Consider the following 326-nt stretch of genomic DNA (forward strand, 5'->3'; position numbering starts at 1 on the left):
TGTCGACGGGCCTCAGCTCGACCGATAGCTCGGTGACGTCGTTGTCGACCTCCACGTCGACCGGCCTGTCGTCGGCGAATAGCTCCATCACGTCGCTGTCGACTTCGACCTCGACCGGCCTGTCGTCGGCCAACAGCTCCATCACGTCGCTGTCCACATCGACCTCGACCGGCATCAATTCGCTGTCGACGGGCCTCAGCTCGACCGATAGCTCGGTGACGTCGCTGTCGACTTCCACGTCCACCGGCTTGTCGTCGGCGAATAGCTCGATCACGTCGCTGTCCACTTCGACTTCGACAGGTCTGTCGTCCGCGAACAGCTCCATC

1 protein-coding gene is annotated in these 326 nt (G+C 62.6%); it reads right to left on the minus strand.

Going from position 1 to position 326, the window contains the following annotated elements:
- The coding region (locus J8I35_RS34470) for a hypothetical protein (protein WP_209929405.1) at positions 1 to 326 on the minus strand (326 nt) is incomplete at both ends.

The organism is Burkholderia sp. CpTa8-5, from assembly GCF_017815045.1.
Classification (GTDB): Bacteria; Pseudomonadota; Gammaproteobacteria; order Burkholderiales; family Burkholderiaceae; genus Burkholderia; species Burkholderia sola.